23 protein-coding genes and 1 tRNA gene are annotated in these 23015 nt (G+C 63.0%); 15 read left to right on the top strand and 9 right to left on the bottom strand.

What is annotated here, in order from left to right; all coding sequences use genetic code 11:
• Nucleotides 1-63 precede the first annotated feature (63 nt).
• Complete coding sequence (gene glpK, locus KJS28_RS09180; RefSeq protein WP_213540667.1) at nucleotides 64-1554, top strand: glycerol kinase GlpK; 1491 nt, start codon at nucleotides 64-66, stop codon at nucleotides 1552-1554.
• A gap of 109 nt (nucleotides 1555-1663) precedes the next feature.
• On the opposite strand, the gene KJS28_RS09175 is transcribed toward glpK, so the two are convergent.
• The 4 genes from KJS28_RS09175 to KJS28_RS09160 all read right to left on the bottom strand — a co-directional run bounded on the left by KJS28_RS09175 (nucleotide 1664) and on the right by KJS28_RS09160 (nucleotide 6447).
• Nucleotides 1664-3562: an ABC transporter ATP-binding protein gene (locus KJS28_RS09175; protein ID WP_213540666.1), complete on the bottom strand. Its 1899-nt coding sequence runs from the start codon at nucleotides 3560-3562 to the stop codon at nucleotides 1664-1666.
• A complete protein-coding gene (locus KJS28_RS09170) occupies nucleotides 3555-5330 on the bottom strand; it encodes an ABC transporter ATP-binding protein (protein WP_213540665.1) in 1776 nt (591 codons plus the stop codon). Before KJS28_RS09170 ends, KJS28_RS09175 begins: the two co-directional genes overlap by 8 nt.
• Nucleotides 5327-5782 carry a MarR family winged helix-turn-helix transcriptional regulator gene (locus KJS28_RS09165; RefSeq protein ID WP_213540664.1) on the bottom strand — a complete coding sequence of 152 codons (456 nt, stop codon included), beginning with the start codon at nucleotides 5780-5782 and terminating at the stop codon, nucleotides 5327-5329. The genes KJS28_RS09170 and KJS28_RS09165 overlap by 4 nt, the downstream gene beginning before the upstream one ends.
• 125 nt (nucleotides 5783-5907) lie before the next feature.
• Nucleotides 5908-6447: a putative ABC transporter permease gene (locus tag KJS28_RS09160; protein ID WP_213540663.1), complete on the bottom strand. Its 540-nt coding sequence runs from the start codon at nucleotides 6445-6447 to the stop codon at nucleotides 5908-5910.
• Nucleotides 6448-6606: 159 nt separating this feature from the next.
• Between KJS28_RS09160 and KJS28_RS09155 the strand changes: the two genes are divergently transcribed.
• From KJS28_RS09155 to KJS28_RS09145, 3 genes are all read left to right on the top strand, one after another.
• Entirely contained in the window at nucleotides 6607-7185 is a 579-nt protein-coding gene (locus KJS28_RS09155) for a uracil-DNA glycosylase (RefSeq protein WP_213540662.1), read from the top strand.
• Between the two features lie 53 nt (nucleotides 7186-7238).
• The gene (locus KJS28_RS09150; protein WP_213540661.1) at nucleotides 7239-7562 is read left to right on the top strand and encodes a cupin domain-containing protein; all 324 of its coding nucleotides are present in this window, start codon (nucleotides 7239-7241) and stop codon (nucleotides 7560-7562) included.
• Nucleotides 7563-7937: 375 nt separating this feature from the next.
• Entirely contained in the window at nucleotides 7938-9341 is a 1404-nt protein-coding gene (locus KJS28_RS09145) for an MATE family efflux transporter (protein WP_213540660.1), read from the top strand.
• A gap of 73 nt (nucleotides 9342-9414) precedes the next feature.
• Here KJS28_RS09145 and KJS28_RS09140 read toward each other — a convergent pair whose 3' ends face one another.
• Both KJS28_RS09140 and KJS28_RS09135 read right to left on the bottom strand, forming a co-directional pair.
• A complete protein-coding gene (locus KJS28_RS09140; RefSeq protein WP_213540659.1) occupies nucleotides 9415-10797 on the bottom strand; it encodes a uracil-xanthine permease family protein in 1383 nt (460 codons plus the stop codon).
• 257 nt (nucleotides 10798-11054) lie between these two features.
• Nucleotides 11055-11594 (bottom strand): biotin transporter BioY, encoded by a 540-nt coding sequence (locus KJS28_RS09135; RefSeq protein ID WP_213540658.1) that lies wholly within the window; start codon nucleotides 11592-11594, stop codon nucleotides 11055-11057.
• 125 nt (nucleotides 11595-11719) lie between these two features.
• Between KJS28_RS09135 and KJS28_RS09130 the strand changes: the two genes are divergently transcribed.
• From KJS28_RS09130 to KJS28_RS09120, 3 genes are read left to right on the top strand one after another with little or no spacing between them, the layout of a single operon-like run.
• A complete protein-coding gene (locus tag KJS28_RS09130; RefSeq protein ID WP_213540657.1) occupies nucleotides 11720-12475 on the top strand; it encodes a biotin--[acetyl-CoA-carboxylase] ligase in 756 nt (251 codons plus the stop codon).
• Nucleotides 12476-12479: 4 nt separating this feature from the next.
• Nucleotides 12480-13022, top strand: a complete 543-nt coding sequence (locus KJS28_RS09125) for a chromate transporter (protein ID WP_213540656.1) — start codon at nucleotides 12480-12482, stop codon at nucleotides 13020-13022.
• On the top strand, nucleotides 13019-13582 hold the full coding sequence (locus KJS28_RS09120) for a chromate transporter (protein WP_213540655.1): 564 nt from the start codon (nucleotides 13019-13021) through the stop codon (nucleotides 13580-13582). Before KJS28_RS09125 ends, KJS28_RS09120 begins: the two co-directional genes overlap by 4 nt.
• Nucleotides 13583-13955: 373 nt before the next feature.
• Here KJS28_RS09120 and KJS28_RS09115 read toward each other — a convergent pair whose 3' ends face one another.
• Together KJS28_RS09115 and udk are read right to left on the bottom strand one after the other, a co-directional pair.
• A complete protein-coding gene (locus KJS28_RS09115) occupies nucleotides 13956-14711 on the bottom strand; it encodes a YdcF family protein (protein ID WP_213540654.1) in 756 nt (251 codons plus the stop codon).
• A gap of 1 nt (nucleotide 14712) precedes the next feature.
• Complete coding sequence (udk, locus tag KJS28_RS09110; RefSeq protein WP_213540653.1) at nucleotides 14713-15327, bottom strand: uridine kinase; 615 nt, start codon at nucleotides 15325-15327, stop codon at nucleotides 14713-14715.
• A gap of 204 nt (nucleotides 15328-15531) precedes the next feature.
• Here udk and KJS28_RS09105 point away from each other — a divergent pair, with 204 nt between their 5' ends.
• The 8 genes from KJS28_RS09105 to KJS28_RS09070 all read left to right on the top strand — a co-directional run bounded on the left by KJS28_RS09105 (nucleotide 15532) and on the right by KJS28_RS09070 (nucleotide 21965).
• A complete protein-coding gene (locus KJS28_RS09105; RefSeq protein WP_213540652.1) occupies nucleotides 15532-16308 on the top strand; it encodes an Ig-like domain-containing protein in 777 nt (258 codons plus the stop codon).
• 390 nt (nucleotides 16309-16698) lie between these two features.
• On the top strand, nucleotides 16699-17730 hold the full coding sequence (gene aroB, locus KJS28_RS09100; protein ID WP_213540651.1) for a 3-dehydroquinate synthase: 1032 nt from the start codon (nucleotides 16699-16701) through the stop codon (nucleotides 17728-17730).
• Nucleotides 17721-18839, top strand: coding sequence for a 3-phosphoshikimate 1-carboxyvinyltransferase (locus KJS28_RS09095; protein WP_213540650.1), 1119 nt, complete (start codon nucleotides 17721-17723; stop codon nucleotides 18837-18839). Before aroB ends, KJS28_RS09095 begins: the two co-directional genes overlap by 10 nt.
• Nucleotides 18836-20044 (top strand): chorismate synthase, encoded by a 1209-nt coding sequence (locus KJS28_RS09090; RefSeq protein WP_213540649.1) that lies wholly within the window; start codon nucleotides 18836-18838, stop codon nucleotides 20042-20044. The genes KJS28_RS09095 and KJS28_RS09090 overlap by 4 nt, the downstream gene beginning before the upstream one ends.
• Nucleotides 20041-20532 (top strand): shikimate kinase, encoded by a 492-nt coding sequence (locus tag KJS28_RS09085; protein ID WP_213540648.1) that lies wholly within the window; start codon nucleotides 20041-20043, stop codon nucleotides 20530-20532. The genes KJS28_RS09090 and KJS28_RS09085 overlap by 4 nt, the downstream gene beginning before the upstream one ends.
• On the top strand, nucleotides 20529-20957 hold the full coding sequence (gene aroQ / locus KJS28_RS09080) for a type II 3-dehydroquinate dehydratase (protein ID WP_213540647.1): 429 nt from the start codon (nucleotides 20529-20531) through the stop codon (nucleotides 20955-20957). Before KJS28_RS09085 ends, aroQ begins: the two co-directional genes overlap by 4 nt.
• Nucleotides 20957-21772 carry a shikimate dehydrogenase gene (gene aroE / locus KJS28_RS09075; RefSeq protein WP_213540646.1) on the top strand — a complete coding sequence of 272 codons (816 nt, stop codon included), beginning with the start codon at nucleotides 20957-20959 and terminating at the stop codon, nucleotides 21770-21772. Before aroQ ends, aroE begins: the two co-directional genes overlap by 1 nt.
• Before the next feature lie 116 nt (nucleotides 21773-21888).
• Nucleotides 21889-21965, top strand: a tRNA-Pro gene (locus KJS28_RS09070).
• 521 nt (nucleotides 21966-22486) lie between these two features.
• Here the strand turns inward: KJS28_RS09070 and KJS28_RS09065 are convergent.
• Nucleotides 22487-22999 (bottom strand): flavodoxin, encoded by a 513-nt coding sequence (locus KJS28_RS09065; RefSeq protein ID WP_213540645.1) that lies wholly within the window; start codon nucleotides 22997-22999, stop codon nucleotides 22487-22489.
• Nucleotides 23000-23015 lie beyond the last annotated feature (16 nt).

Genomic DNA, 23015 nt, shown 5'->3' with positions numbered 1-23015 from the left:
AAATAAGAATCATTCTATGGACAGTATATCACAAACTCACCAAAAAGAAAAGAGGAGACGGCTATGGCATCGTATATTCTGGCACTGGATCAGGGGACTACCAGCTCCCGTGCCATCGTATTTGACCGGGCGGGGCAGATCGCCGCCAAGGCCCAGCATCCCTTTCCCCAGATCTATCCGCAGGCAGGCTGGGTGGAGCACGACCCCATGACCATCTGGGACACGGAGCGTTTGGCGGCGGCGGAGGCCATCCGGGAGCTGCCGGAGGGCAGCATCGCCGGCATCGGCGTCACCAACCAGCGGGAGACCACCATCGTTTGGGACAAGGCCACCGGCCAGCCGGTGTATAACGCCATCGTCTGGCAGTGCCGCCGGACGGCGGAGCTGTGCGAGGAACTGAAACGGCAGGGACTGGAGGAGCGCATCGTCTCCACCACGGGACTGCTCATCGACGCCTATTTCTCCGGTACCAAGATTCGCTGGATCCTGGATAACGTTCCCGGCGCCCGGCAGCGGGCGGAACGGGGGGAGCTGCTGTTCGGCACGGTGGAGACGTGGCTCATCTGGAAGCTGACGGGGCAGCACGTCACCGACTATTCCAACGCCTCCCGCACCATGCTCTTTGATATCCACCGGCTGTGCTGGGATGAGGAGCTGTGTCGCCTGCTGCAGATCCCCGCCTGTATGCTGCCCCGGCCGGTGGAGAACAGCGCTGTTTACGGCACGGTGCAGCCGGGGATTCCCGGCTTGGAGACGCTGGCAGGTGTGCCGGTGTGCGCTGCCGCCGGCGACCAGCAGGCGGCCCTCTTCGGGCAGGCCTGCTTCCATCCCGGTGAGGCCAAGAATACCTACGGCACCGGCTGCTTTACCCTGATGAACGTGGGGGCGGAGCCGGTCCGCAGCCGGGCGGGACTGGTAAGCTCTGTGGCGTGGAGCGTAGGGGGCAGGACCACCTATGCACTGGAGGGCAGCGTCTTTAACGGCGGCAGCACCATCCAGTGGCTGCGGGACGAGCTGCGGCTGGTGGACTCCGCCCCGGAGTGCGACCGGCTGGCGGAATCCGTGGAAAGCTCCGGCGGCGTGGTGGTGGTTCCGGCCTTCACCGGGATGGGGGCGCCCTATTGGGATATGTACGCCCGTGGGGCCATTCTGGGCATCACCCGTGGCACGGGCCGGGCCCATATCGCCCGTGCGGTGCTGGAGTGCATCGCCTATCAGGTGACGGATCTGATGCTGGCCATGCGGCAGGATGCCGGGTGCGACATCACGGCCCTGCGGGCCGACGGCGGCGCCAGCGTGTCGGACATCCTCATGCAGATGCAGGCAGACCTGCTGCGGATCCCGGTGGACCGCCCCGCCATGGTGGAGACCACTGCCTTCGGCGCAGCATCGCTGGCGGGATTGGCCTGCGGCCTGTGGCGGGATACGGAGGAGCTGGCGGCCCTGCGGCGCAGCCAGCGGGTGTTCCTGCCCCAGCGGCCCCAGGCAGACTGCGACGATGAGTACCGTCTGTGGAAAAAGGCCGTCAGCCGGGCCTGTCATTGGGCGGAGTGACAGAGGGGCATGGACGAATACACATATATGGATACATAAGCCCATAACAAAGGAGGCCGGACAGAGTCCGGCCTCCTTTGTTATGAGAATCTGTAGGTTCACTGCCCCATCAACTGAGCTCGGACTGGCCGGTATACAGCTGATAGTACTTGCCCTTCTGGGCCAGCAGTGTCTCGTGGTTGCCCCGCTCGATGATCTGCCCCTGCTCCAGCACCAGAATGGCCTGTGCGTTGCGAACGGTGGAGAGCCGGTGGGCAATGACGAACACCGTGCGGCCCTCCATCAGGGAATCCATGCCCTGCTCAATGAGCTTCTCCGTGCGGGTATCGATGGAGGAGGTGGCCTCGTCCAGAATCAGCACCGGAGGATCGGACACGGCGGCCCGTGCAATGGCCAGCAGCTGGCGCTCCCCCTGACTGAGACTGCCGCCGTCACCGGTGATGACGGTGTCGTAACCCTGAGGCAGGTGGCGGATGAAGGTGTCGGCGTTAGCCAGCTTGGCGGCGGCCCGGACCTGCTCATCCGTGGCGTCCAGCTTGCCGTAGCGGATGTTGTCGGCAATGGTGCCGGTGAAGAGGTGGGTGTCCTGCAGGACGATGCCCAGCGACTTCCGCAGAGAGTTCTTGCGGATCTCCCGGACGTCGATGCCGTCGTAGGTGATGGTTCCCTGCTGGATGTCGTAGAAGCGGTTGATGAGGTTGGTGATGGTGGTCTTTCCGGCGCCGGTGGAGCCCACGAAGGCGATCTTTTGACCGGGCTCGGCAAAGAGGGAGATATCGTGGAGCACCGCCTTATCCGGATCGTAGCCGAAGGTGACGTGGTCGAAGCGCACGTCGCCCCGTAGCTCCGTCAGGGAGCTGTCGGGCTTCTTCCATGCCCAGTGTCCGGTGCGCTGGGGTACCTCGGTGAGGGTGTCGCCGTTTTTCTCCACCCGGACGATGGTGGTCTGGCCCTCGTCCTCCTCCGGCTGTACCTCCATGACGGCGAAGATGCGCTCGGCACCGGCCATGGCGGCCAGAATGGTGTTCACCTGCTGGCTGATCTGGCTCACCGGCTGGGACACCTGCTTGACGTACAGAAGATAGGCACCCAGAGAGCCGATATCGAACACACCGCCCATGGCCAGCAGTCCGCCTACGCAGCAGGTGACGGCGTAGTTGATGCGGGAGAGATTGGCGGTGGCGGGCATCATGGATCCGGCATAGGTCTGGGCCATGGTGGCCGCCGTCTGATAGGTATCGTTGCGGACGGAGAACTGGTCGATGGCCTGCTGCTCGTGGTGGAACACCTTGATAACCTTCTGGCCCTCGATCATCTCCTCAATGTAGCCGTTGAGGTCGCCCAGAGCGGCCTGCTGCCGCTGGAAGCTGACCCGGCTGCGGCTGCCGATGGTCTTTACCACCAGAAGCATCAGACCTAGGAAGGCGAAGGTGATAAGGGTCAGCGCCCAGTTCAGGTACAGCAGCATCCCGATGGTGCATAGGAACGTCAGGGAGTTGGACAGCACATTGGCGAAGCTGTTGTTGATCATTTCGGACACCGTGTCGATGTCGTTGGTGAAGCGGCTCATGAGGTCGCCGGACTGGTGGGTGTCGAAGTAGCGCAGGGGGAGCCCCTGCAGCTTATCGAACAGATCCTGACGCAGGGCGGCCACCGTGCGCTGGGACACCCGCACCATGATGCGGGAGTACACATAGGAGCACAGAGCCGACAGCACGAACACCAGCCCCATCAGCACCAGCAGCTTCAGCAGACCGGCGAAGTCGCCGGGGAGGATGTAGTTGTTGATGGCGGGCTTGAGGAAGTAGCTGCTGGCCACGGAACCCACGGAGCTGAGCAGCAGGCAGATGGCCACCAGTACCAGCAGGCCCTTATAGCGGCCCACATAGTGCAGCAGCTTCTTCACCGTACCCCGCAGGTCCTGGGGCCGCTGATAGCCGTGGCTGCGGGGGCCGTGGCCGGGTCCGCCGGGACGGCGGGGCGGCATGGAATTTTTCTGTTCAGCCATCGATGCTCACCCCTTCCTGCTGAGACTGATAGACTTCCCGATAGATCTGATTGGACGCCATCAGCTGTTCATGGGTACCTATGCCGGAAATTTTGCCGTCGTCCAGCACAAGGATCATATCGGCGTCCATAACGGAGGAGATGCGCTGGGCGATGATAAGCTTGGTGGAGCCGGGCAGCGCCTCCTTCAGCGCCGCACGGATCTTGGCGTCGGTAGCGGTGTCCACGGCGGAGGTGGAGTCGTCCAGGATCAGCACCTTGGGCTTGCGGAGAATGGCCCGTGCGATGCACAGGCGCTGCTTCTGCCCGCCGGAGACATTGGTGCCGCCCTGCTCGATGCGGGTGTCGTAGCCGTCGGGCATCCGGGAGATGAACTCGTCGGCGCAGGCCATGCGGCAGGCGGCCTCCATCTCCTGGTCGGTGGCATTCTCGTCGCCCCAGCGGAGGTTATCCCGGATGGTGCCGGAGAACAGAGTGTTCTTCTGCAGCACCATGGCGCAGCCCTCCCGCAGCGTCTCCATGGTGTAGTCCTTGACGTTGTGACCGCCTACATAGACGGCCCCCTCCGTGGCCTCATACAGCCGGGGGATCAGGCTCACCAGTGTGCTCTTGGCGCTGCCGGTGCCGCCCAGAATACCCACGGTCATACCGCTGGCAATGGAGAAGTCGATATCCGTCAGGTTCCACTCGGCGCTGTCGGGATGGTATTTGAAGTAAACGTGGTCAAAGCGGATGGAACCGTCGGAGAGGGAAAGCTCCCTCTTGGTGCCGTCGTCGGCGATCTCCTTCACGGCATCGTCGTCGGTGATCTCCGGCTGCTCCTCCAGCACCTCCACAATGCGCTTGCCGCAGGCGATGGAGCGGGTCAGCACCATCATCACCATGGCCACCATCATCAGGGCCATGAGAATTTCGGAGGCGTAGGTGAAGAAGGCCAGCAGGTCGCCGGAGAGCATCTGGCCGCCGGCCACATAGTGACCGCCCAGCCACATGATGGATACGATGGTGCCGCCCATAATGAGGTTCACCATGGGGATGAAGGTCACCACGAAGCCGAAGGCCCGCTCCGCCGTCTGGCGGAGCGTCTCGCTGCGCTGGAAGAATTTCTCCTTCTCCCGGTCCTCCCGGACGAAAGACTTCACCACACGGATGGCATTCAGATCCTCCTGCACCACCAGATTCAGTCCGTCGGTGGCCTTTTGCAGGGAGGTGAAAAAGGGCCCCACATACCGCAGTATGATGAACACCATCAGTGCCAGCAGCGGCAGGATCACCAGAAAGATCTGGCTCAGCTGCAGACTGATGCGAAGGGCCATCACCAGAGCGGTGATGAGCATCACCGGAGCCCTTACCAGCATCCGCATCCCCATCATCAGGGTCATCTGCACCGACGAGACGTCGTTGGTGAGCCGGGTGATGAGGGAGGCAGTGGAAAAGTGCTCGATGTTGGAAAAGGAGAAGCGCTGTACCTGCCGGTACTCTGCGTCACGGACGTTGGCGCCGAAGCCCATGCCGGCCTTGGCGGCCAGCGCTGCTGCGCCCACGCCCAGCGCCAGACAGATCAGGGCCATCAGCACCATCTTCAGGCCCATGGTAAGGATGTAGCTGCGGTCTCCGGCGCCGCCGTTGCCGCCGATGCCGTAGTCCACGATGTTGCTCATGGCCTTGGGCAGCATCAGCTCCAGCACCGCTTCGCCTGCCGAGCAGAGGATGCCCAGCAGGATGTAGACCCGATACCCCTTGGTATACGGGGCAAGCTTGCGTATCATAGTTCGGTTTCCTCCATTTGCGCTGCGAGATTTTGCGCCACCCGTTCCAGATAGCGGTGCAGGGTGGCCAGTTCCTCTGGGGAGAAGCCCTGTTCCATCTGCCGGTTGGTCTTCTGTGCGATGCGGATAAAGTCGCTGCGGAAGCGGCGGCCCTCCTCCGTCAGCCGGAGAACACGGCACCGGGCGTCCTGCTGGCAGGCATCTCTGGTGAGAAGGCCCTTCTCCTCCAGACGGCCCACGATGCCGTTGATGGTGGAAGGCTTCACGGCCATATACTGCTCCAGCTGCCGCTGGGTCACCGGCTCCGGCTGGCGGTGCAGGTACATCAGCGCCCGGCACTGGACCGGAGTGACGCCGTACTGCCGCAGCGAGCGATCCATGACCATCCGCATCCGGTGCTCGCACTGACCTAGCAGCCGCCCCAGATGATCGCTCTGACAGGTACTACTCAAGGTAAATCGCTCCTCTCTGAATCGTTAGCTGGCTAAATGTTAGCGTGCTAAATATTACCACGGAATGGAAGCATCGTCAAGAACAAATGGAGCGGCACCGTGTAAACGATTTGTGAACGGAGAGGTCAGGCGGCGGAGCGGCGGCGCAGGAGGTTTTTCCAGCCCAGCAGATCGATGTCGTGATATTGAAGCAGCAGACGGACGGTGAAAAAGCTGTCGACGGTCAGCAGCAGCCACACTGCCAGCGTCAGCCACGGCGGCACGGCGGTAAGCCATGGCCGCAGCAGGGGGTGGATATAGCGGGCGGTCACGGCCGCCAGCGGCCCCCAGATCAGGGCAAAGGGCAGGCACACCCGGCGGTTCAGGTCCATTTTGGTGGAGGAGTAGTCCCAGAACATGACCCCCAGCAGTCTATCGCAGCAGAAATGGACAGCGTATTCCACCGCCGTGGCGGTGAGTCCGCCATAGAGGGCCAAGTGCCAGAAGGTGTCCGTCATATCCGGCGGCAGAGCCAGCACCGCCAGCATGGCAAGGCCGTACACCGGACACACCGGCAGCAGCAGATACCCCTTGCGGATGGTGTGGCGGGAACGGGTGACAAGGGCATAGACCTTCTCCAGCAGATAGCCCAGAAAGCCGTAGGTCAGAAAGCTCCAGAGGTACATGGGCAGCGTCTCCTTTCTGGAGACAGTGTGTCCCGGAGGAGAGTGGGTATCCCCACTTGCCAAAGCCATTTTTTTCTGCTATGCTGATACCGTCGATAAGCAAGGGTCAATGCGCCTGATATCGATGGTACTATCGAATGTGAGAGAGGAGGAGCGGCCATGGATCAGCAGTGGGAACAGCTGCGGCAGCGGTGTCTGGTCTGCCGGGCGTGCAGTCTGGCCCAGGAGCGGACCCAGGTGGTGTTCGGCGTGGGCGATCCGGCGGCGGAGGTGCTGCTGGTGGGGGAGGCCCCCGGCGCCAACGAGGACAAGCAGGGGGAGCCCTTTGTGGGCCGGGCCGGGAAGCTGCTGGACGATATGCTGCAAATGATCGGCCTGTCCCGTGAGCGCATCTATATCACCAACAGTGTCAAGTGCCGCCCGCCCCAAAACCGGGACCCGCTGAACACCGAGAAGGAGGCGTGCAGCGGCTATCTGCGGCGGCAAATGGAGCTGATGCAGCCGAAAATCCTGGTGTGTCTGGGGCGCATCAGCGCCATGGAGCTTATCAAGCCTGATTTCCGCATCACGCAGGAGCACGGCCTGTTTTTCCGGCAGGACGGCATAGAAAAGATGGCCATGTACCACCCGGCGGCCCTGCTGCGGGACCCCGGCAAGAAGCCGGAGACTTTCGAGGATCTCAAGCGCTTACAGGCCAAAATTCGTGAGATCTGCGTCCGGACAAAGCTGGATTTTTAACGACGCACCGGGCCATACTACTTTCATTATTATTTTGTGGGAGGAACACCATTATGTATAAGAATATTGAAAAGCAGAAGGTTCTGCACATGGCGGAGCAGGTGGACTATCAGGACGGCCAGATCGTCAGCCGCACACTGGTGCAGAACAGCAAGCTCAGCATGACCCTCTTTGCCTTTGAAAAGGACGAGGAAATCAGCACCCATGCTGCCGGCGGCGACGCCATGGTGACGGTGTTGGAGGGTACCGGCCGCTTCACCGTGGGCGGCGAGGTCTTTCTGGTGTCTCAGGGCGAGACGCTGATCATGCCCAAGGATATCCCCCATGCGGTGTACGGGCAGGAGCGGTTCAAGATGCTGTTGACGGTGTCGTTCTAAAAATCTGGTGCAAGATCCATTGGATCTTGCACCAAAGGCCCCAGCCCGCTGCGTGCATCATTTCTGCGTCAGACCGCAGAAATTCCACACTTGCGGTCTGAGCGGTATTTTGACTGACGCACCGGTCGTCAGCCAAAATGGAGCAGAGCTTTTCGCCGCCTGCGGGCGGCGAACTCTGCGAGGCTTTTGACGGGCCCAACGGTCTGCATGGCCTTTCCGGAGCGGTCAGAAGCTTTTTGCTGACTTTCCATCCCGTGTGCTGCGGCACACGGGATGCTTTTTCGCAAAAAAGCAGGAAAAACCGCAAAATAGGGGGTTGCAACTGCCGCATCCCTGCGTTAGAATGGAGCTTACAACCATGAAGGAGGGTGCAGAATGCAGGGTGAAGGATTGAAAAAATTACAGAGCGGACAGCCCATCTCTACACGGGAGCTGCTGCTGCTGATCGCTCAGCTGAGTTGGCCGGCCATTCTGGCCCAGATCTCCTCCGTGGTGATGCAGTATATTGACACGGCCATGGTGGGCCAGCTGGGCTCCAATGCCTCCGCCGCTATCGGTGTGGTGGCGACCACCTCGTGGCTCTTCGGCGATCTGTGCATTGCGCTGACCATCGGCTTTAACGTGGCGGTGGCGCAGGCGCTGGGAGCCAGACAGTCGGAGAAAGCCCGCGGCATCATGAAGCTGGCCTTTCTGGTGTGCATGGCCTTCAGCCTTGTGATGATGGCCATAGCGCTGGGCATCACCGGGAATCTGCCTCGCTGGCTGCGGGCAGACCCCGCCATCTGGCAGGATGCCAGCGCCTACTTTCTGGTATATGTTCTGTCGCTGCCCTTCATGCAGATGAATAACCTCTGCGGCGGACTGCTGCGTTCGGCGGGCAATATGAAAACCCCCGGCATCTGCATGGTGGTGATGTGCCTGCTGGACGTGGTGTTCAACGCCTTCCTCATCTTCCCCAGCGGAACGCTGCGGGTGCTGGGGGTGACGCTGCCGGGCTTCGGTCTGGGGGTTCTGGGTGCCTCCATGGGAACGGCACTGTCGCAGGTGGTCATTGCGGTGGTGCTGGTCTATATCCTGCTGGTGCGGTCGCCGGAGCTGCACCTGCGGCGGGGCGAAAAGGCACGGTTTACGGCGGCACAGCTGAAGCGCTGCCTGTCTATCTCGGCTCCCGTCATGGGCGAGCGCACCATTCTTTCCACCGCCCGGATGGTGACTACCGCCATCGTGGCCCCGCTGGGCATCATCGCCACGGCGGCCAACTCCTTCGCCATAACGGCGGAGAGTCTCTGCTATATGTCCGCCTTTGGCGTGCAGGCGGCGGCCTCCACGCTGGTGGGCCAGAGCGTAGGCGCCGGGCGGAAGGATCTGACCTATCGGCTGGGCTGGCTGACGGTGGCGCTGGGCATGGGCCTGATGGTGATCACGGGGACGCTGCTGTATGTGCTGGCCCCGGCCATGATCGGCATGATGGCGGTGGACGAGGCCGTCATTGAGCTGGGCGTGCGGGTGCTGCGGATCGAGGCATTCGCGGAGCCGCTGTTCGGTGCCTCCATCGTGGCCAGCGGCGTGTTTCAGGGAACCGGCAGCACGTTGGTGCCTATGCTGCTGAATTTCGGCACCATGTGGGGCATCCGTGTGCCGCTATCGGCCATTCTGGCGGCCAAGTGGGGTCTTGTGGGTGTCTGGGTGGCCATGGCCCTGCAGCTGGGTGTGTGCGGCATCTGCTTCCTGATCCGTCTGGCCGGCAAGCGCTGGCTTCCCAAGGAAACGTTGCAATAAGAAAAAATACACGGCACAGGGCCGGAGCGGTATCCCGCTCCGGCCCTGTGCCGTGTATGGAAAAAGATGGGGATCAATAGGAGCCCAGGTCGGCGGACTTATCGCCCACGGGATCGGTACCGAACCGATAGTCGTTGCCGGGCAGAACGGCGTTGAGGATCACACCCGCCAGGGCGGCGATGGCCAGACCCGTCAGGGTGATGCTGGCGCTGCCCACGGTGAAGGTGATGCCGCCGGTAGCGCTGAAGCCCAGTCCGCAGACGAAGATGACGGCGGCGATGATGAGGTTGCGGGACTTGGTGAGGTCCACCCGGTTCTCCACCACATTCCGCACGCCCACGGCGGAGATCATGCCGTACAGGATGAAGCTGACGCCGCCCACGATGGCGGTGGGGATGGAGTTGACCAGCGCATCGAACTTGGGGGAGAAGGAGAGAATGATGGCGTAGACGGCTGCCAGACGCACGACACGGGGATCGTAGACCTTGGACAGAGCCAGCACGCCGGTGTTCTCACCGTAGGTGGTGTTGGCGGGGCCGCCGAAGGCGCCGGCCAGAGCGGTGGCCAGACCGTCGCCCAGCAGGGTCCGGTGCAGGCCGGGGTCGGCGATGAAGTTCTTGCCGGTGGTGGAGGAGATGGCAGAGATATCACCGATGTGCTCCATCATGGCGGCAATGGCGATGGGGGCCATCACCAGAATGGCGGTGAGGTCGAACTTTGCCAGCACAAACTGCTGTAGGCCGACGAAGCTGGCACTCTTCACAGCGGAGAAGTTGATGAGGGGCTGCATGACGCCGTTGGCATCCGGCAGCTGAGCACCGCAGAGGGTAGCCACCAGCGCCACCAGATAACTGCCTACCACACCCAGCAGGATGGGGATGATCTTCACCATACCCTTGCCCCAGATGTTGGCCACGATGATGATGCCGATGGCCACCAGCGCCAGCCACCAGCAGGTGCTAGCATTGCTGACGGCAGTCCCCGCCAGATTCAGACCGATGAGGATGATCATGGGGCCGGTGACGATGGGGGGGAAGAACCGCATGACCTTCTGTGCGCCCACCAGCTTGAACAGCAGCGCCAGCACCAGATACAGCAGGCCCGCCACCACGATGCCGCCCATGGCATAGGCCAGCTTGTCACTGTCGGACATGGTGGCGTACCTTCCGGCGTTGAGGGTCGCCATGGCCTGGAAGCCGCCCAGATACGCAAAGGACGAGCCCAGGAAGGCAGGGACCTTCAGCTTGGTGCAGACGTGGAACAGCAGCGTGCCGAGACCGGCAAACAGCAGCGTGGTCTGGATGGACAGGGGCAGACCGTAGCCCTGCACCAGAATGGGGACCAGCACCGTAGCGCCGAACATGGCAAACAGGTGCTGCAGGCCCAGCAGGAGCATCCGGGGGACGCCCAGCTCACGGGCGTCGTAGATGGCGTCGTGTCCGAGTTTTTTGTTCATGTGATAGTTCCTCTCTTTCGTTTGTGGATTCTATGAAAATAATTGCTGACTGGCTCAGGCGCATAAAGCGCAAAAAAATGACCGGTAAAAATACCGGTCAAAAAGAAGAAACAGAAACAGAGGGAGCGGAAAATTTGGTGAGCAGCGTGCGGACCTTCATTTTCATCACTCCCTTCGAATTGTCCTGCTTATTATACGGGCCTCCGGCGGGAATTGCAATGCACTGTTGTTCCAAGAAATGCCGACCCGCCCGCCTTCTATTTGGCGGAGTTATCCAAAGCTCGACGGATAGGTGGCGTCAGCATCGCCGTTACCAGAATTTTCAAGGCGTCACCGGGGAGGAAGGGCAGCATCCCTGCCCACAAAATGGCAGAGAGGTCCATACCCTTGCCCATATAGCAGTTGAGGATCATCGCCATGTACGGCAGTCCCACGGCATACAGCACCGCCAGTCCTGCCAGAGCCGCCAGCGCAATGCGCCAGAAGGAGCAGGTGCTGCGGGCCAGACGACCGATGACCCATGCGGCGGGGATCAATCCCAGCAGAAAGCCGAAGGTGGGGTGCAGCACATAGGAAAAGCCGCCGCCAGCGGTGAAAATAGGCAGCCCCAGCAGTCCCAGCAGTACATAGATCAGCTGTGAAAGCGCCCCGCAGCCGCTGCCCAGCAGACAGCCCGCCATGGCGGTGAAGAAGAATTGCAGGGTGATGGCAGAGGGACCCAAGGGGATTTTCAGAAACGCTCCCACTGCCGTCAGGGCGGCAAATAGAGCGGTGCGGACAAGCTTTCGAGTGGTCATGGCGGTACTCCCGGTATTCAAATAAAGATAACGGCATTATACAGGAATCCGGCGGCGGATGCAAGGGGGGAGGTTTACAAATCCCCACGGGCGTGGTAAAGTATTGCGGAAAGTGAGGTGCGGCCATGGAGCGGCGTGTGTATCGCTATGAGACAGTGGGTTCCACCAATACGGAGCTGATGGCGCTGGCCCGGCAGGGAGCGGCGGAGGGTACCGTGGTGCTGGCCAGGCAGCAGACGGCGGGTCGGGGCCGTAGGGGCCGCAGCTTCCAGTCCCCGGCGGGGCTGGGGCTGTACGGATCGGTGCTGCTGCGGAGCAGCCCGGAAGACGCCCCTCGCATCCCGGCGCTGGCGGCCACGGCGGTGCGCCGTGCCATCCGCCGCAGCTGCGGCCTGTCCTGCGGCATCAAGTGGCCTAACGATCTGGTGCTGTCGGGCCGGAAGGTCTGCGGGATTCTGGCGGAGGCTCTGCCGGGGCCGGAGGGCAGCCTGTGGGTCGTCGTGGGCATCGGCATCAACGTCTGCCAGCGGCGGGAGGATTTCCTGCCGGAGCTGCGGGAGACGGCGGCATCGCTGTCCATGATCGCCGGGGCGGAGATGGACCGGACAGCACTGGAGACGGCCTTTCTGGAGGAACTGGAGTCTCTGCGCCGGGAACTGCCTCAGGAGACGGCGGAGCGGCGGCAGGAGTACAGCGCCGCCTGCCTGAATCTGGGCCGCCGGGTCCGGGTGCTGCGCCCCGACGGAGAGCGGTCAGCATTGGCGGTGTCCCTGACGCCGGACTACGGCCTTGCGGTGCGCTATGACGACGGCACGGAGGAGGTCCTCCGCAGCGGCGAGGTATCGGTGCGGAGCCTGTACGGATATACGGATAAGGAGTGAGTGTATGAAGACGCTTTGGAACCTGTTTCTGACCTTCGCCAAGGTGGGGGTCATGACCTTCGGCGGCGGCTATGCCATGCTGCCCATTTTGCAGCGTGAGGTGGTGGAGAACAAGGGCTGGGCCACCGATGAGGAGCTGACGGATTATTTTGCCATCGGCCAGTGTACCCCCGGCGTCATCGCCGTGAACACCGCCACCTTCATCGGCCAGAAGAAAGGCGGCATCGCCGGCGGCATCGTGGCCACGCTGGGGGTGGTGTTCCCGTCCCTGCTCATCATCGTGGCACTGGCGGGGGTCATCACCAGCTTTTCCCACCTGACATGGGTGCAGCACGCCTTCGCCGGGATCCGGGTGTGCGTGTGCGTGCTGATCTTCAATGCGGTGCTGAAGCTGTGGAAAAGCGCCGTGAAGGATGTATGGGGTCTGCTGATCTTTCTGGCAGTACTGGCTGCGTCCCTGCTGACCAGCCTCTCCCCGGTGTGGTATGTGCTGGCCGCCGGTGTGGCCGGCGTGCTGATCCAGAATCTGAAGGGGGCGAAGAAATGACTTGTCTGCTGCTGTTTTACGAGTTCTTCAAGACGGGCCTGTTCGCCGTGGGCGGCGGTCTTGCCACCTTGCCCTTCCTCTATGACATGGCCGCTCGCCACCCGGAGTGGTTCACCGTGTCCCAGCTGGCGGATATGCTGGCGGTGTCGGAATCCACACCGGGGCCATTGGGCGTCAACATGGCCACCTATGTGGGCTACCTCACCGCCGGGATCCCCGGTGCCGTGGCGGCTACCATCGGACTGGTAGCGCCCTCGGTGATCGTGATCCTCATTGTGGCGGCCTTCCTCAAGCGCTTCCGGGAGAGCCGTCTGGTGAACAACGTGTTCTACGGTCTGCGCCCGGCCTCCGCCGCCATGGTGGCGGCGGCGGGCCTGTCCGTGGTGGGACTGGCCCTGCTTTACAGCGGCCAGACGGGCCTTGCGGCGGTGAACTGGAAGGCTGTGGCGCTGGCGGCGGTGCTGCTGGTGCTGACCCGCTGGTGCAAGCCCACTAAGGGCCTGCATCCCATCGTGTTCATTCTGGCCTCCGCCATCATAGGCGTGGTGTTCTCCTTCTGAAAAACGAATACAAATCGCAATATTCGCATCGAAGATTACGATACGTTGTCACATTCTGCGTAAAAATCGCCCCTCCGGCGGAACGGACCGGAGAAACGATGAAGAAAAGGATATCCCGGCGACTTTTGCCGTCGGGATACCCTGAGTCTGCCCCCAAAGAGGAAACCTTTCGTCAACGGGGCGGAAGGGTGTGTGCGGGAAACCCGGAAGGGTGTCCTGCCCGATGATGATCCCCATTTTTCAGAGCTTCTTGAAGCTCTGAAAAATGCCTCTGCGTGGCGAAAAGACTTTTCGCCACGCAAAAAGGGTATCCCGGCGGCTTTTGCCGCCGGGATACCCTTTTTCGATGAAAATCCTGTAAAGCATAATCCGTTTACAGTGATCCTGTTACAGCCATATACAGAAGAGCGGCGGCCTCCCTGGCCCAGTAGCCGGGGCCCAGCATCCAGATGCTGGCGCAGCCTAGGGAGTAGGGGGTAAGTCCGTCCTTCTCCGCCCATACACCGGCCCGCAGCTGGTGAAAATTGTCGGAGGCAATAGCCACCTCCGTAGGCAGCCCCTCCCGCCGGATGACCTCAGCGGAAAAGGCCAAATTCTCCTCCGTGGAGATGGAGGCGTCCTCCAGATAGATGCGGCCGGGGTCGATGCCCATGGACACCAGTGTGTCCCGGATACACCGGGCCTCGGTGGTGGGCTCCTGATTGTTCTGTCCGCCGGAGGCCACGCACACCGCCTCCTCATGGGTGGAGAGGTAGTCGTATGCACTTTGGATGCGATCTCTCAGCATCCGACTGGGGGTGCCGTCGGACCGCACCTGACAGCCCAGCACAATGACAGTGACCGGCCGTGTGCCATCGGGATGGTGGGCCGCCCGGATGCCCATCAGGGTCAGGATAGTCCCCAGCGCCAGCAGCCCGGCCAGCAGCACCACGCACACCGTGCGCCGCAGCCACCGGGGTAGCCGCCGGAAAAGACCGGGGAACACCAGCCACACCGCCGCCAGCAGCAGCCCCGCCGCCGGGTACAGCATCCCGATGTGAAGCACCCCTATGGACAGGGGCAGCAGAAAATACACCGCCCCCAGCACGCACAGGGCTGCCGCCCCATAGCGAAGAACCGTATGCCTCACGTCAGTTCTCTGCGATGTGGTTGGCGATGCGCTGCATGATGAGATCCAGCGCCACCAGATTGTGTCCGCCCTCCAGCACCACAATGTCGGCGTACTTTCGGGTGGGCTCCACAAACTGCTCGTGCATGGGCTTCACCGTGGCCAGATACTGCTCCACCACCGACTGCATGGAGCGTCCCCGCTCCTCCACATCCCGCAGCGCCCGTCGCAGGATACGCACGTCGGCGTCGGTCTCCACGAAAATTTTGATGTCCAGCAGATCCCGCAGCGCCTTGTTCTGGAAGATGAGGATGCCCTCCACGATGACCACCTTGGTGGGCTTTATTTCGATGGTCCTGTCGGTGCGGTTGTGGATGGTGTAGTCGTAGACGGGGCAGTGGATGGTCTCCCCGGCCTTCAGCCGCTTCAGATCCTCCACCATCAGCTCCGTGTCGAAAGCGTCGGGGTGGTCGTAGTTCTGCTTGCACCGCTCCTCGAAGGGACAGTCCTGCCGCTTGTAGTAGTTGTCGTGATGCACCACGCTGATGTCCGGCCCGAACCGCTGGGCCAGATGCTCGGTAAGGGTGGTCTTGCCGGAGCCGGTGCCTCCGGCGATGCCGATGAAAATGGTGTTCATACTCGTCGTCCCCCTGCTGGTTTTATCCTTTCCATTATAGGAAACCTGCGCCGGAAAAGCAAGCACTCCCCGGCGAAAGTTGTAAAAAAAGCTTGAACTTCCAGCAATTACAGTTGACGGAGGGCGGCAAAACGGGTATTATAACAGATATAAGTTTACTACTGTGTTATCGCCCCTGCGGCGTTTTTAATTGGAGGAGATTCCATGAGCCTGTTGAAATGCCCTAAGTGCGGAGAAATGTTCTCCGATAGCTATAAGACCTGTCCCTTCTGCGAGGAGGACGAAGCCTTTGCCAACGGCGGCAAAAAGCCGGTGAATCCCGGCCGCCGGGTCCACCGCCAGAAGAGCCCCAGCATCCTCGGCCCCACGCTGGTGCTGGTGCTGGTGCTGGTGGCGGGGGTGCTGCTCTATACCCTCATCGGCAGCGGAAAGCCCGGCGACGACCAGCCCGATCCCCCCAAGAACCCCACAGAGGACGTGGATCCCAACACCCCCGCCGTCACTCTGTCTCTGGACCAGACGGCTCTGGAGCTGACCGTCGGCGGCACCGGGAAGCTGACAGCCACCGGCGCTGAGGGCATCACGTGGACCTCCAGCAATGCCGGCGTCGCCGCCGTGGGCGAGGACGGCACCGTCACCGCTGTCGCCGCTGGTACGGCCACCATCTCCGCCTCCGCCGAGGGTGCCGACCCCGTCACCTGCACCGTTACCGTGAAGGAGGCCCCCAAGAAGGATCTGGTGCTGCGCTCCATCTATAGTAGCGAGGGAGTTGCCCAGACGGAGTTTGCAATGAGCGTGGGCGAACCAGCTGTTCCTTTGACTGTGGACGGCACAGATTCCACCGTGAAGTGGAGTACCGAAAACAGCGGTGTTGTCACCGTTAACAGCGCCGGTGAAGTGACAGCTGTGGCATCTGGTAAGACTACGGTGACTGCCGAAGTGGATGGTCAGACGCTGACGATAACTGTCATTGTGTGGTAACTAAATCCCCAAGAGCCGCCTCCCACAGGAGGCGGCTCTTTTTTGCGCCCCCGCAGGTCTCAAAAAGTTTGTCTCCCACAGGCGGCAAAGAAGCAGGATGATTTTCGCTGGCGGCGTGTACGTCAGCGAAAATACCTCTCAGGCTGCCAGTGTGGAATTTGCGGGCCATCGGCACACAAATTATGCACGCAGCAGACTGCAAGCCCTTTGCCTGAAAATCCCGTGGATTTTCAGGCATCGAAAGAGCCGCCTCCCACAGGAGGCGGCTCTTTTCGCATCTTCCACAGCCCCGTCTCCCGCCCGCAGTGAAAAATCCCTTGGATTTTTCACTGCGGCTTTACTTCCCCGGCAAAACCCGCTACAATAGGAAAAACGAGAGGAGGTGGGCCTATGGAGACCTTACAGGTGGCGCTGGGACGGCGCAGCTACCCCATCCACATCGGCGGCGGCCTGCTGGAGCAGGCGGAGGAGCTGCTGCGCCCGCTGGGTGTGGGCCGCTGGGTCATCGTCTGCGACGACACGGTGGCAGCCCTGTACGGCGCTCCGCTGGCCCGCCGCACCGGCTGGCCGCTGGTGACCTTCCCGGCAGGGGAAGGCTCCAAGTCGCTGGAGGAGTACGACCGGCTGTGCCGCCGGCTGGTGCAGCTGGGCCTGACCCGCAGCGATGGCATCGTGGCCCTGGGCGGCGGGGTTACCGGCGATCTGGCGGGCTTTGCGGCGGCCACGCTGCTGCGTGGCGTGGCGCTGGTGCAGGCCCCCACCACCCTGCTGGCGCAGGTGGATAGCGCCGTAGGCGGCAAAACGGGGCTGGATCTGCCGGAGGGGAAAAACCTGCTGGGCTGCTTCTACCAGCCCCGCATGGTGCTGGCGGATACCGTCTGCCTTGCCACTCTGCCCCGGCGTCAGCTGGCCTGCGGCATGGCCGAGGTCATCAAATACGGCTGCATCGCTGACGAGGAGCTGCTGACCCGGCTGGAGCAGCAGGAGCCGGACTGGCCCCGGATCATCCGCCGGTGCCTTGCCTGCAAGGCGGCGCTGGTGGCGCAGGATGAGCGGGACGAAGGCCCCCGTCGGCTGCTGAACTTCGGCCATACCTTCGGCCACGCCATGGAGGCGCTGGGCGGCGGCCGCTATACCCACGGCGAGTGCGTGGCGGCTGGTATGATGGAGATGCTCCGCTGGCAGACGGCCCACGGCAGCGACCAGACCGCCATGCTGGCCCGGCTGGGAGCGCTGCTGGAGCGCTATGACCTGCCTCGGAAGCTGGATGATCTGCCGGAGGCGGCATGGCGGCAGTACCTGCTGCGGGACAAAAAACGCAGCGGCGGCGAGATGACCATTGCGGTGCTGGAGCGCCCCGGCCACGGCGTGCTGTGGTCGGTGACGCCGGAGGAGCTGCTGGAGGAAACCCGATGGATGTGAAGCTGTATCCCGCCCCGCTGGCGGGGACAGTGGCGGCCCCACCTTCCAAGAGCCGCTGGCACCGGGAGCTGATCTGTCAGGCGGCGTCTGGCCGTTTTCCACCGCTGCCTCCCGACGCCCCGGAGGATATCCGGGCCACGGCGGCGGGCTTGCGGGTCTTATACGGCGGCGGGGAGGAGGTTCCCTGCGGAGCCAGCGGCAGTACCCTGCGTTTCCTGCTGCCGCTGGCCATGGTGCTTGGCCGTGAGGTGACGTTCACCGGTACGCCCCGGCTGCTGGAGCGGGTGATGCCGGGACTGTGGGGCGTGACGCCCTGTCCCGGCGGACTGCGGGTCACGGGCCGCCTTACCGGCGGCGTGTACCGTCTGCCGGGGGGCGATACCTCCCAGCTCATCAGCGGGATGCTCATGGCCCTGCCCCTGTGCCGGGAGGACTCCCGGCTGGAGGCGCCGGGGCCGGTGTCCCGGCCCTATGTGGACTTAACGGCGTGGGTGCTGGAGCGCTACGGTGTCGTGCTGCACCGGGCGCGGGGCGGCTGGCGCATTCCCGGCGGCCAGCGCTTTGCGCCTCTGCCCATGGAGCAGGAGGGGGACTGGTCGGCGGCGGCCTATTGGCTGGTGCTGGCGGCGCTGGGCCAAGGCATCACGGTAACGGGTCTGCGGCAGGACTCCCGGCAGGGGGACCGCAGGGCGTTGACCCTGTGCCGGGAGCTTCCCCAACAGGTGTCCCTCCGGGAGAACCCGGATCTGCTGCCGCCGCTGGCTCTGCTGGCGGCGCTGCGGCCTGACAAGGAGATACGCTTCACAGATGCTGCCCGCCTGCGGCGTAAGGAGAGCGACCGCTTGGCGGCCACGGCGGCCCTGCTGACGGCATTGGGCGGCCGGGCGCAGGAGACGGCGGACGGTCTTGCCGTCCGTGGTGTGGCGTGTCTTCAGGGCGGCGAGGTGCAGAGCGCCGGAGATCATCGGCTGGCTATGCTGGCGGCCTGCGCCGCCCCCTTCTGCCGGGAGCCGGTGGTGCTGCGGGGAGCGGACTGCACCGCCAAATCCTATCCGGCCTTCTGGCGGGACTATGCCCAACTGGGTGGAAAGGTGGAACACTTGACATGATGGATTATACCATATTCGGGGAGTCCCACGGCCCCGCCGTGGGAGTGCTGCTGCGGGATGTGCCGCCGGGTCTGCCGGTGGATGAGGAGTTCATCTGCCGTCAGCTGCTGCGCCGTGCGCCCCAAGATCCTCTCTCCACCGCCCGGCATGAGCCGGATCAGGTGGAGGTGCTCAGCGGGGTCTATCAGGGCGTGACCACCGGAATGCCGGTGTGCCTGCTGCTGCGGAACCGGGACGTTCGCTCGGCGGATTACGATGCCCTGCGCCACACGCCCCGGCCCAGCCACGCCGACTACACCGCTTGGGTGCAGAGCGGTGGGCGCAACGATCCCCGTGGCGGCGGGGCCTTTTCCGGACGGCTGACGGCCCCTCTGGTGGCGGCAGGCGCCTTGGCAAAAAACTGGCTGAGTCTACAAGATATTGAAGTAAATGCACAAGTTATTGACGAAAATGCCCTGCGCCAGCGGGCGGAGGCGGCCCGCCAGACTGGGGACTCCGTGGGTGGTCAGGTGCGCTGCATCGTCACGGGCCTGCCCGCCGGCTGGGGCGGCCCGGACTGGCGGGAGACGGTGGAGTCGGAGATCGCCCGCCACGTGTTCGCCATCCCCGGCGTGAAGGCGGTGGCCTTCGGGGCCGGGGAGGAGCTTGCCGCCCTCCGGGGCAGTCAGGCCAACGACCCTTGGCGTACCGACGGCCGGAGGGTCTGGTCTGTCACCAATCACAGCGGCGGCATCAACGGCGGCATCACCAACGGGATGCCGGTGGAGTTCACCGTGACCTTCCGCCCCACCCCCTCCATCGCCCAGCCGCAGGAGACCATCGACCTTGAAACTATGACCAACACAAAAATCACCATCGGTGGCCGTCACGATGCCTGCATCGCCCTGCGGGCGCCGGTGGTGGTGGAGAGTGCGGCGGCCTTGGCCCTGTGGAGACTGAAGGGCGCCGACGGCGGCGGAGAATTGGACGATTTGCGTGGCCAGCTGGACATTCTGGACACAGAGTTGACGACGCTTTTTGTCCAAAGACAGTCCATTTCCCGCCGGATCGGCGCCTATAAACGGGAGCATCACCTGCCGGTGCAGGATGCCGGTCGGGAGGAGCAGGTGCTGCACACACGGGGCGATCTGGTCCCGGAGAGGCGGCAGCAGGTGGAGCGGCTGTTCCGCCTGCTGATGGAGCTGAGCCGGGAGGAGCAGGCATGAAAAAGCTGATCCTCATCGGGCTTCCCGGCAGCGGAAAAACCACCGTAGGCGGGCTGCTGGCCCGGCAGTTGGGCCTGCCCTTCCGGGACTGCGACCCGCAGGTGGAGCGGCTGGCGGAAAGAACGGTGGCGCAGCTGTTTTCCAGCGGAGAGGAGTGCTTCCGCCGCTGGGAGACGGCGGCATTGCAGGCACTCTGCGCCGGAGAGGACTGCGTGCTGGTCACCGGCGGCGGGGCCGTGCTGCGGCCGGAGAACCGGGCGCTGCTGCGGCGCAGCGGCGTGGTATTCTGGCTGGATCGCCCGGTGGCAGATATTGAGCGCACATTAGAAAGAGCGAACCGCCCGCTGCTGGCCGGGGGCGGTTCGCTGGAGACGCTGCGGCGGCAGCGGGAGGCGCTGTATCGCATCTGTGCCGACTACGCCATCCGGGAGGATACGGCGCAGGCGGCGGCAGAGGTCATTGCCGCCATATGGAGGGAACGGGTATGAAATTTCTCATCATCAACGGGCCGAATCTGAATCTGCTGGGCAGCCGGGAGCCGGATATCTACGGCACCGGAACCTATGAGACCCTGTGCCGCCGGGTGCAGGACTATGCCGCCGCCCACGGCTGGGAGGCGGACTGCTTCCAGAGCAATCACGAAGGGGTTATCATCGACACCATTCAGCAGGCGGCGGGGGTCTATGACGGCATCGTCATCAACCCGGCGGCCTATACCCATTACAGCTATGCCATTTACGATGCTCTGCGGGCGGTAGATGTCCCGGCGGTGGAGGTACACCTGTCGAATATCCGTCAGCGGGAGCCCTTCCGGCAGATATCGGTGACGGCCCCGGCCTGCCGGGGGCAGATCGTAGGCCACGGCTTTGACGGCTATCTGGAGGCGCTGGTACTGCTGGCGGAGGGCCTGTGATGCGGCTGTGCGTCATCGGGGATCCGGTGGGTCACAGCCTGTCGCCCCGCATCCACCGGCGATTTATGGAGAGGTGCGGTGCTGCCGGAAGCTATGAAGCAATGACGGTGACGGCGGAGACACTGGAGGACTTTGTGGCGCAGGGCCGCCGGGGAGCGTGGGACGGGTGCAACGTCACCATGCCCCTGAAGGAGCGCATCCTGCCGCTGCTGGATGCGGTGGAGCCGTGGACGGCCTCCTGCGGAGCCGTGAACACCGTATGCTTCCGGGATGGCCGGGCCGTGGGGTATAACACCGACGGGCCGGGGGTGGTAGAGAGCCTGCGGCTGCGGGGCTTTGCGCCGTCGGGGCAGGCGGCGCTGGTGCTGGGGGCCGGGGGAGCCGCCAAGGCGGCGGCGCTGGCGCTGGCGCAGGCGGGCTGCCGGGTGACGGTGTGCGCCCGGACACCGGAAAAGGCAGCGGCGCTGGCTGCCCGGTGCGGCGGTGTAACTGTCTCATGGGAGGACCTGCCCCGTGCCGCCGCAGAGCATGGGCTGCTGTTGAACGCCACACCGCTGGGTATGGAGGGTTCGCCGGAGTTCGAGTCTTTGGATTTCGTACAGGCGCTGCCGACGAAGGCGGTGGTATACGATTTGGTGTACCATCCCACGGACACAGCTCTGATGCGAGCGGCGGAGCACCGGGGCCTGACGGCAGTGGGAGGGCTTGCCCTGCTGGTGCAGCAGGCGGCGCTGGCCTTCGCCTACTTCACCGGCATAGTACCGGATGCGGCCCTGTGCCGGGATATCCTGCAGGAGTTGGAGGCGGCGCAGTAGGGGAGCGGCTGCCGCTTCCGTAAAAAATGCAAAAAAATCTGAAATAGGGCTTGCAAAATAAAAAGGAGTGTGGTATAGTAATCAAGCTGACGTGATGCAGCAAGTGAATATGGTATCCGGGTGTGGCGAAGTTTGGTATCGCGCTTGAATGGGGTTCAAGAGGCCTCGAGTTCGAATCTCGACACTCGGACCAAAAAAAGTTCCGAAATCTGTGGATTTCGGAACTTTTTTGCGCTTTTACGGGACTCTTGAATCAGAGGAAGAAGTCGTGCATAACGCCACCATAACGGCGGTGAAAAAAGTGCGAAAGCTTGGTTTTGAAAAAGTCACTTTTTGCAACTTTTTTGGAGAGCGTTTTTGTACGCACGCAGAATTTCTTTGGCCTGTGGCGCCATGACAGAGGTGAGATGATGGGCGGCGCACTCGAACGCATCCCCCAGGTCGGTGTCAAACAGGGATTGCTTCCGTGGCAGCGCCGCCTTTCCAAACAGTATGCCTAGAAAAGCCTGAGTTGCTCCGCAGCGGTAACAGAAATGCCATCTGCTTTTATAAACTTTTGGATATCCCGCTTGGTGAACCTCGCCATACATTTACGGATAAGCTCTGCGGTGATCTTACATCCGTTGCTGTAGGCAGCGGTGCCGACTGCTGCCGCTGGGCGCTGTAGGATGCAGCGGTGGCCCGTAGGTCCCCCGGATTTCCTGACAGTCCATGTTACTGCACTTCATTGACCCACTGGGTCAGGGCCGGTGCGGCCTCGTCCACGTGGCTGCCGTGGATGGCAAGGCCGCGGGTGACGGTGGCCCCCGGTGCGGCTTTGCGGATGTCCCGCTCCGTCTGGGAGAGGCCGCTGCCCTCGTGGGTGCAGAAGGGGCAGATGACCTTGCCGGTAAGGTCATAGTGCTCCAAGAAGGTATAGACCGCCATGGGCATGGTGCCGCAGTAGTTGGGATAGCCCAGATAGATGCGGTCGTAGCCCGCCAGATCTTCCGGCAGGTCCAGCACCTCCGGGCGGGCGCTCTGCTGCCAGTCGGCTCTGGCCTGTGCCACGCAGGTGCGGTAGTCGTCGGAATAGGGGTGGGCCTGACGGAGCTCCAGCAGGTCGCCGCCGGTGAGGGATGCCAGCTGCTCCGCCACCCGCCGGGTGTTGCCCACGGGGATGCGGCGGTAGGAGCCGCCGAAGTAGTTCTCTCCCGCACGGGAGTAGTAAGCGATCAGAATAGCCATATCAAAGACTCCTTTC

The organism is Vescimonas coprocola (genome assembly GCF_018408575.1).
GTDB lineage: Bacteria > Bacillota > Clostridia > Oscillospirales > Oscillospiraceae > Vescimonas > Vescimonas coprocola.
The sequence above is the reverse complement of the archived record's forward strand: the minus strand, read 5'-3'. Positions and strand labels throughout refer to the sequence as shown.

What these genes read in the sequence shown, in the direction of transcription:
- glpK (WP_213540667.1), top strand. Translation starts at nt 64, where the DNA reads ATGGCATCGTATATTCTGGCACTGGATCAGGGGACTACCAGCTCCCGT.
- KJS28_RS09175 (WP_213540666.1), bottom strand. Translation starts at nt 3,562, where the DNA reads ATGGCTGAACAGAAAAATTCCATGCCGCCCCGCCGTCCCGGCGGACCC.
- KJS28_RS09170 (WP_213540665.1), bottom strand. Translation starts at nt 5,330, where the DNA reads ATGATACGCAAGCTTGCCCCGTATACCAAGGGGTATCGGGTCTACATC.
- KJS28_RS09160 (WP_213540663.1), bottom strand. Translation starts at nt 6,447, where the DNA reads ATGTACCTCTGGAGCTTTCTGACCTACGGCTTTCTGGGCTATCTGCTG.
- KJS28_RS09155 (WP_213540662.1), top strand. Translation starts at nt 6,607, where the DNA reads ATGGATCAGCAGTGGGAACAGCTGCGGCAGCGGTGTCTGGTCTGCCGG.
- KJS28_RS09150 (WP_213540661.1), top strand. Translation starts at nt 7,239, where the DNA reads ATGTATAAGAATATTGAAAAGCAGAAGGTTCTGCACATGGCGGAGCAG.
- KJS28_RS09145 (WP_213540660.1), top strand. Translation starts at nt 7,938, where the DNA reads ATGCAGGGTGAAGGATTGAAAAAATTACAGAGCGGACAGCCCATCTCT.
- KJS28_RS09140 (WP_213540659.1), bottom strand. Translation starts at nt 10,797, where the DNA reads ATGAACAAAAAACTCGGACACGACGCCATCTACGACGCCCGTGAGCTG.
- KJS28_RS09135 (WP_213540658.1), bottom strand. Translation starts at nt 11,594, where the DNA reads ATGACCACTCGAAAGCTTGTCCGCACCGCTCTATTTGCCGCCCTGACG.
- KJS28_RS09130 (WP_213540657.1), top strand. Translation starts at nt 11,720, where the DNA reads ATGGAGCGGCGTGTGTATCGCTATGAGACAGTGGGTTCCACCAATACG.
- KJS28_RS09125 (WP_213540656.1), top strand. Translation starts at nt 12,480, where the DNA reads ATGAAGACGCTTTGGAACCTGTTTCTGACCTTCGCCAAGGTGGGGGTC.
- KJS28_RS09120 (WP_213540655.1), top strand. Translation starts at nt 13,019, where the DNA reads ATGACTTGTCTGCTGCTGTTTTACGAGTTCTTCAAGACGGGCCTGTTC.
- udk (WP_213540653.1), bottom strand. Translation starts at nt 15,327, where the DNA reads ATGAACACCATTTTCATCGGCATCGCCGGAGGCACCGGCTCCGGCAAG.
- KJS28_RS09105 (WP_213540652.1), top strand. Translation starts at nt 15,532, where the DNA reads ATGAGCCTGTTGAAATGCCCTAAGTGCGGAGAAATGTTCTCCGATAGC.
- aroB (WP_213540651.1), top strand. Translation starts at nt 16,699, where the DNA reads ATGGAGACCTTACAGGTGGCGCTGGGACGGCGCAGCTACCCCATCCAC.
- KJS28_RS09095 (WP_213540650.1), top strand. Translation starts at nt 17,721, where the DNA reads ATGGATGTGAAGCTGTATCCCGCCCCGCTGGCGGGGACAGTGGCGGCC.
- KJS28_RS09090 (WP_213540649.1), top strand. Translation starts at nt 18,836, where the DNA reads ATGATGGATTATACCATATTCGGGGAGTCCCACGGCCCCGCCGTGGGA.
- KJS28_RS09085 (WP_213540648.1), top strand. Translation starts at nt 20,041, where the DNA reads ATGAAAAAGCTGATCCTCATCGGGCTTCCCGGCAGCGGAAAAACCACC.
- aroQ (WP_213540647.1), top strand. Translation starts at nt 20,529, where the DNA reads ATGAAATTTCTCATCATCAACGGGCCGAATCTGAATCTGCTGGGCAGC.
- aroE (WP_213540646.1), top strand. Translation starts at nt 20,957, where the DNA reads ATGCGGCTGTGCGTCATCGGGGATCCGGTGGGTCACAGCCTGTCGCCC.
- KJS28_RS09065 (WP_213540645.1), bottom strand. Translation starts at nt 22,999, where the DNA reads ATGGCTATTCTGATCGCTTACTACTCCCGTGCGGGAGAGAACTACTTC.